This window comes from Pseudomonas sp. PB103, from assembly GCF_009764635.1.
In the GTDB taxonomy this organism is placed as follows: domain Bacteria; phylum Pseudomonadota; class Gammaproteobacteria; order Pseudomonadales; family Pseudomonadaceae; genus Aquipseudomonas.
Map to the genome: position 1 here is coordinate 81,731 of NZ_RWIL01000099.1, position 6,787 is coordinate 88,517.

4 protein-coding genes are annotated in these 6,787 nt (G+C 62.1%); all 4 read left to right on the plus strand.

Annotated elements, in window-relative coordinates:
- Positions 1-204 precede the first annotated feature (204 nt).
- The 4 genes from EJA70_RS17985 to EJA70_RS18000 all read left to right on the plus strand — a co-directional run bounded on the left by EJA70_RS17985 (position 205) and on the right by EJA70_RS18000 (position 6,169).
- On the plus strand, positions 205-1,557 hold the full coding sequence (locus tag EJA70_RS17985) for a 3-oxoacyl-ACP reductase (RefSeq protein ID WP_158832460.1): 1,353 nt from the start codon (positions 205-207) through the stop codon (positions 1,555-1,557).
- A 2-nt stretch (positions 1,558-1,559) separates the two neighbouring features.
- The gene (locus EJA70_RS17990; RefSeq protein ID WP_158832462.1) at positions 1,560-2,414 is read left to right on the plus strand and encodes a MaoC/PaaZ C-terminal domain-containing protein; all 855 of its coding nucleotides are present in this window, start codon (positions 1,560-1,562) and stop codon (positions 2,412-2,414) included.
- A 370-nt stretch (positions 2,415-2,784) separates the two neighbouring features.
- Positions 2,785-4,365: a collagen-like triple helix repeat-containing protein gene (locus EJA70_RS17995; protein ID WP_158832464.1), complete on the plus strand. Its 1,581-nt coding sequence runs from the start codon at positions 2,785-2,787 to the stop codon at positions 4,363-4,365.
- A 133-nt stretch (positions 4,366-4,498) separates the two neighbouring features.
- Positions 4,499-6,169, plus strand: a complete 1,671-nt coding sequence (locus EJA70_RS18000) for a ShlB/FhaC/HecB family hemolysin secretion/activation protein (protein ID WP_158832466.1) — start codon at positions 4,499-4,501, stop codon at positions 6,167-6,169.
- Positions 6,170-6,787 lie beyond the last annotated feature (618 nt).

A 6,787-nucleotide genomic window follows, 5' to 3' on the forward strand; every position in this document is an offset into this window, starting at 1 on the left:
AACCCTGTGGGAGCTGGCTTGCCAGCGATGGGGCCAGCACCTCCAATATCTTCAGTGGCTGACACTCCGCCATCGCGGGCAAGCCCGCTCCCACAGGGACGGTGGTCTACTCTGCTGTTCTAGCGTAGGCCTTATTGCGTGGATCGAACGATTGATTGCCGTCGGTAGTCCACACTTTGAACCCCAACTTCTGGAGAGCGTTCCATGTCTGACCGCTATATCGACTTCGCCAACTCGTCCATCGGCCATCGCCTGGTCGGGGCACTGGGCCTGCCGTCGCCGGTGCGACTGGAGCGCTGGCAGGCCGGACGCCTGCGGCCGGTGGAAGGCGCGCTGCTGATTGGCGGGGGGCCGCTGGCCGAACGCGTCAGTGCCTTCGCCAACCGTTTGACCGAGAGCATCTACCGCTATGGCGAGCAGCCCGCGAGCGCCACCGAATGGATTCCCGGCCACGGTCCGAAACTCAAGGCCGTGGTGTTCGACGCCAGCGAGTTGCAGCACACCGACCAGCTCAAACAGTTGCGTGAATTCTTTCAGCCGTTGATGAAAAACCTTGAGCACAGCGCGCATCTGGTGATTCTCGGCCGCGCTCCGGAAACCCTCGACGATCCGTTTGCGTCCAGCGCACAACGGGCGCTGGAAGGCTTCTCGCGGTCGCTGGCCAAGGAGTTGCGCAGCGGTGGCACACTGCAATTGATCTACGTCGCTGACGGTGCCGAGGATCAACTCGAAGGCCCGCTGCGCTTCTTCCTCTCGCCGAAAAGTGCGTTCGTCTCCGGACAGGTGCTTCGCCTGACCGCCTGCGCGACGCCGGTGACCGACTGGACGCGGCCACTGGCCGGGCGCAAGGCGCTGGTCACCGGCGCAGCGCGGGGCATCGGCGCGTCCATCGCCGAAACCCTGGCCCGCGACGGCGCCGAGGTGATCCTGCTCGACGTGCCGCCGGCGAAAACCGATCTCGACGCCCTCGCCGCACGGCTTGGCGGACGCAGCATCACCCTCGACATCTGCGCCGAAGACGCGGGCGCACAACTGATCGAACAGTTGCCCGACGGCCTCGACATTCTGGTGCACAACGCCGGGATCACCCGCGACAAGACTTTGGCTAACATGACCCCGGAATTCTGGGATGCAGTGCTGGCCGTCAACCTCAACGCCCCGCAAGTGTTGACCAAAGCCCTGCTCGACAGCGGCACCTTGCGCGACAACGCGCGGGTGATCCTGCTCGCCTCGATCAGTGGCATCGCCGGTAACCGTGGGCAAACCAATTACGCTGCGAGCAAGGCTGGCTTGATTGGCCTGGCCCAGGCGTGGGCGCCGACACTGCTGCCACGCGGCATCAGCATCAACGCCGTGGCGCCGGGTTTCATCGAAACGCAGATGACCGCGCACATCCCCTTCGGCCTGCGCGAAGCCGGGCGCCGCATGAGTTCGCTGGGCCAGGGCGGCTTGCCGCAAGATGTCGCCGAGGCTGTCGCATGGCTGGCGCAACCGGGCACCGGTGCGTTCACCGGCCAGGCGCTGCGGGTCTGTGGGCAAAGTGTTCTGGGGGCGTAAGCATGAGCATCGAATGGCACACGCTGGACCGTGAACCGAGTCTGCCCGGGCTGTACGCGCGGGCCGCGACACGGCGCAAAATAACCGGCACGCAACTGCCCGACAGCGGTTTGCGCTGTTGGGTCGATGTCGATGGCAAACGCCTGGCGGATTATCGCAAGGTCTGTGGCTTTGCCGACGATGGCCTGCTGCCGCCGACGTATCCACACATCCTCGCCTTCGCCCTGCAAATGCAATTACTCACCGCGAAGGACTTCCCCTTTCCGCTGCTGGGGCTGATTCACCTGAGCAACCGCATTCGCGTGTTGCGGCCGATGGGCGCGATCAGTCGGGCGCAGGTCAGCGTGCGCGTGCATAACCTGCAACCGCACCCCAAAGGCGCGACGTTTGATCTGCTGACCACGCTGGACGATCAACTCGGGCCGTTGTGGGAGGCCGAAAGCCAGATGCTTTGTCGCGGCGTCAAGCTTGAGGGCGAGGCCGTCGAGCAGGCCTGGGAACCTGCGCAGTCGCTGGTGGAAGTGGCGCAATGGAAAGCCCCGGCGGACATCGGCCGGCAGTACGCCAAGGTTTCCGGCGACTACAACCCGATCCACCTCAGTGCGGCGAGCGCCAAACTGTTTGGCTTTCCGACGGCGATTGCCCATGGCTTGTGGAACAAGGCTCGAACACTCGCGGCGCTGGCCGATCATTTGCCCAAGGCCAACGTCGAGATAACGGTGCACTTTCGCAAACCGGTGCGTTTGCCGAGTGAAGTGACATTGCTCGCGAGCGCTGCGGGGTCCAGTGGTGAATTGCGACTGATCGGCGCGAAGGATCTGGAGCACATGGTCGGCCAATGGCAGCCGATTGCCTGATCCCACCACTTAGCACTTTGTGGCGAGGGAGCTTGTTCCCTCGCCACAGGTTTTACCTTAGCCATCGAAAGAGTGATGCGGCTGACCTGTTAATTGTGTGTATATCACTTAAGTTTTTCCGCACCCTGCCCCGGCCGATGGAAAACACCCAGCCTTGATTCTCAAGGCTTTTTTTTGCGCGTTTATACCTTGGGTATTAGTCCTTAGGCGCTGCACTGCGCCTTATATATAAAGGCGTTAATACCAACTTGAGAATGGTGGGATTCGCACCATCGGCTGAGATTGCAGCAACGGGCGAGGCATTGCCGGCAACAGATCGGCAAGCCATCGAAGGCAACGAACGTTGTGACAGGTGCAAGGAATCTCAATCATGAAAACTCAAGACGTGTGGTGCAAATCAGCAATTGCTTTGGCATTGATTCTCTCCCTCGGCCTCGCCGGCTGCAGCAGCGGCGGTGGCGGCCATCACAGCAGCTCCGGCAGTTCCTCGCCTACCAGTGGCACAAGCGGCACTGGTGGCACGGGCGGTACTGGCGGCACCGGTGATACCGCGGGTACAGGCGGAACCGGCGGCACGGGCGGTACGGGTGGTACTGGCACAACCGATCCGACCAATCCGACGAACCCTACAAATCCAACCGACCCAACCAACCCGACGAATCCAACCAATCCGACCACCACACCGTTGGTGACCACTACCCTGGTGCAGGATGTCGGTAAAACCGTCGCTGGCGTTGGTGATGGCGTCGGCCAGATTGGCGACTCGCTGAGCACTGTTCCTGTGGTCGGTGGCGTGGTGCAAAGCGCGGCCAACACCGCCGGCAACGTGGTCACGACTCTTGGCGATGGTGTCGCCAATGGCATCGGCAAACTGCCAACCGATCCTAAAGGCCTGACCACCACAGTTGCCTCGGTTGGCGGCGTGGTCACGGATGTCGGCAATGGCGTGACTGACCTCAGCGGCAAACTGGTCACCGGCACCAACAGCGTTCCGGTGGTCGGCGGTGTGATCACCAAAGTGGCGCCAGTGCTCGACGGTGTCGGCGCGAAAGTCACCATGCTCGGCAATACCCTCGACACCACCCTGACCAATGGCCCGACCAGCCAACTGACGGATAAAGTCGGCGCCGGTTTGGTGCCGGTGATCGCCATGGTTGAAAGCACCACCGACAAGATCGGCGATGCGACCGGTCTGGGTGATCCGCTCAAAGGAGTGATTTCGAAAGTCGGCGGTGCCGTCAACGGCCTGGGCGACAAGGTCACCGACGCTGGCAATGGTAATGCCGTGACCAACACGCTGGGCGACGCCTTGAGCAATACCGGGACGGCGGTTGGCAAGGCTGGCGGTCTGGTGTCCAACAGCAGCGGCTCCGGCACTGGCGGTGGTCTGGGTGGTGGTCTGGGCGGCGGCCTCGGTGGGACTGGTCTGCTGCAAACCGTCGGCGGCGCGGTGGTCAATGTCGGCGCCGGTCTGAACGCCGGCAACACCAACGGCGTCGTCAGTGCTGGTGGCGTCACTGCAGTCGGACTGGGCAACACCGTCGCCTCACTCAACACCGTCCTGGGCGGCTCGGGCTCACCGATTACCGCAACGACCTCGCCACTGGCCACCGTTGGCGCCACCTTGGGCGCAGGCTTGAACCCGGTCACCAGCGCGGTCACCAACGTCACGCAACAAGTCGGCGCAGCCACAGGTTTAGGCTCGCCAGTCGCCGGGCTCACCGGCCAGATCGGCGGCGCGGTCAGCGGTATCGGCAACAGCATTGCCGCCACCAACAACCCGGTGACCACGGCAGTCGGTGGTCTGGTCAACAACGTCGGCGGCACCGTTGCAGCGGTAGGTGGTCTGGTCAACGGCGGTGCCAGCGGGGGCGCCACCGGTGGTCTGGGCGGCGGGCTCGGCGGTCTCGTCGGCGGCCTGACCAATACGTTGGGAGGCAACAAACGCTAAATTGCACCTGGCCGATTCGACGGCCTCACCTACAGCGCCTACGCTTGGTTGAGGGCGGAAGATTCCCACGAGTCTTCCGCTTTTTTCTTAGGAAAAAACAGCCTTGAGCTGCGATCTGACCATGGAGTGTCCTATGCGCGTTATGGCGTCCCTGTTGTTCCTCATTCTCAGTTCCGCTGCCCTCGCCGACACCCTGCCCAGCTTCCTCAATAGCAACGAAACCATTCGCAACCTGCCCGTGCCCAACTTGCCGGCCGATGCCTATCGCCCGAGCGCCGCGCCGGTGCAAGTGCCGGATGCCGGTGCGACCGCCGCGCAGCCGTTGATGATGAGCACCAAAATCAGCCTCAAGACCGTGCAAATCGAAGGCGGCACGATCTACCCACTGAACGAACTGGCCGACAATTACAAACCGCTGATTGGCCACGAAACCAGCCTCGCCGACCTGATCGAAGCCACGCGCAACATCACCCGGCGTTATCAGCAGGACGGCTACCTGCTCTCCTACGCATTTCTGCCACAGCAGAATTTTGATGACGGCGTAGCTCGCGTGGTGCTGGTGGAAGGCTATGTCCGCGATATCCAGATCCAGGGTGACATCGGCCGGGTCAAAGGCCTGCTCGACAAACTGGCGGCGAAAATGCAGGCCGAGCGGCCGCTGACGCGCAAGACGTTCGAGCGCTACACCACGCTGATGACGCGCATCCCCGGGGTGACCGTTCAAGCCCAAGTGCCACCACCGGGCACCACCGACGGCGCGACGACCCTGGTGGCCGAAGCCAGCCGCAAGCCGTTCACCAGTACGCTGAGCACCACCGAAGACAACCGCAACGGCACGCAGGCGCTGCTCGGTGTCAGCAGCAATTCGCAGACGTCGATGGGCGAGCAGTTGTCCCTCAGCGGACTGTTTCCGCCGGGCGACGACAAAGAACATTATTACCGTCTGGACTACAACCAGTTCCTCAACGACGAAGGCGCGCAACTGGCGTTATCGGCTTCACGTTATCGCGCCGACCCCGGCACCAATGTGCTGCTCAACAATGGCCTGGAGCTCAAACCGCATCGCGAGAACGACCGCTATTCGATCGGCTTCACCCTGCCATTGATTGCCGCCTCCAACGAACTGCTCACCGCCGGTTCGCGGCTGTATGCGGTCAACGACAAGACCCGCTACAACGTCATCGGCTACCCGCTGAGCGTCGAAGAGCGCACCGACATCCGCGCCCTCGCCTTCGAAAGCGACTGGCGCAAAGCCGACGCCCGGCAACTGCGGATTTTGAGTGGCGGCGTGTATCAGGGCCTGGACAGCATGGGCGCAAAAACCAACAACAGCGCCATCGATCTGGACTTCTTCCGCGTGCGCCTGTCCGGGGTACAGAGCGACAAGTTCTTCGACAATTGGCAAGGCGTGCTTTCGGCGGCGCTGTACTGGAGCGACGACACCTTGCCCGACAGCGAACGCGCGGTGTTCGGCGGGCAGAATTTCGGTCGCGGTTACCCGGATGATCAGGCGTCCGGCGACAAGGGTTGGGGCGTGGCGTACGAGGTCAACTACAGCTTCAACCGCGACGGCAACTGGGTGAGGATTCTGCAGCCGTATGTTGTGCTGGACCGCTCGCGCAGCTGGTTCAATGAACTGCCGGTACAAGCCAACAGCCTGTCATCGGCAGCGATCGGCCTGCGCTTTGGCGATGCCAAGTACTACAACATCGCCCTGGAAGCGGCGAAAGCCATGTCCGACGAAGCGCTCGACACCTTCAACCGCCGGCCGCGTTACAGCATCAGCTTCAGCTACCAACTCTAAAACCCTCACCTGTAGGAGCTGCCGAAGGCTGCGATCTTTTGATGTTGTTTTTTAAAAGCCAAATCAAAAGATCGCAGCCTGCGGCAGCTCCTACAGGGGTGGTTCAGGATTGCGGGTCAACCTGATCGAGCGGGCGGCTGAGCTGGTCGGCAAAATCACTGGCCAAGGACTCACAAGCGTGGGCGAGCCCGGAGCCCCCAAAGACCGCAACCAATGTAGGAGCTGCCGCAGGCTGCGATCTTTTGACGTTGTTTTTTTAAAAAGCCAGATCAAAAGATCGCAGCCTGCGGCAGCTCCTACAGGGGTGGTTCAGGATTGTGGGTCAATCCGGTCCGGCGCTCGGCTCACCGCCAGTTCGGCCAGCATGACGATTTGCCGAATCGCCTGCGCCGTGTACATCAGTGGAGATTGGTTGGGTGTCAGGCCGCCATCGCTGGCAAGCCAGCTCCCACAGAGATTGCATGCTCTCTGCAAGAAATGGGTTGGGCGGAAGGCCGCCTTCGCGAGCAAGCTCAGCTCCTACAAAAAGCGAGAGCAGAACGCGCACCGCTTTTGCTTCTCACCACTCAACAGGATGAGCGTTAGCTCGGCTGCTGCTCTTGATCTTGATCTCCCACA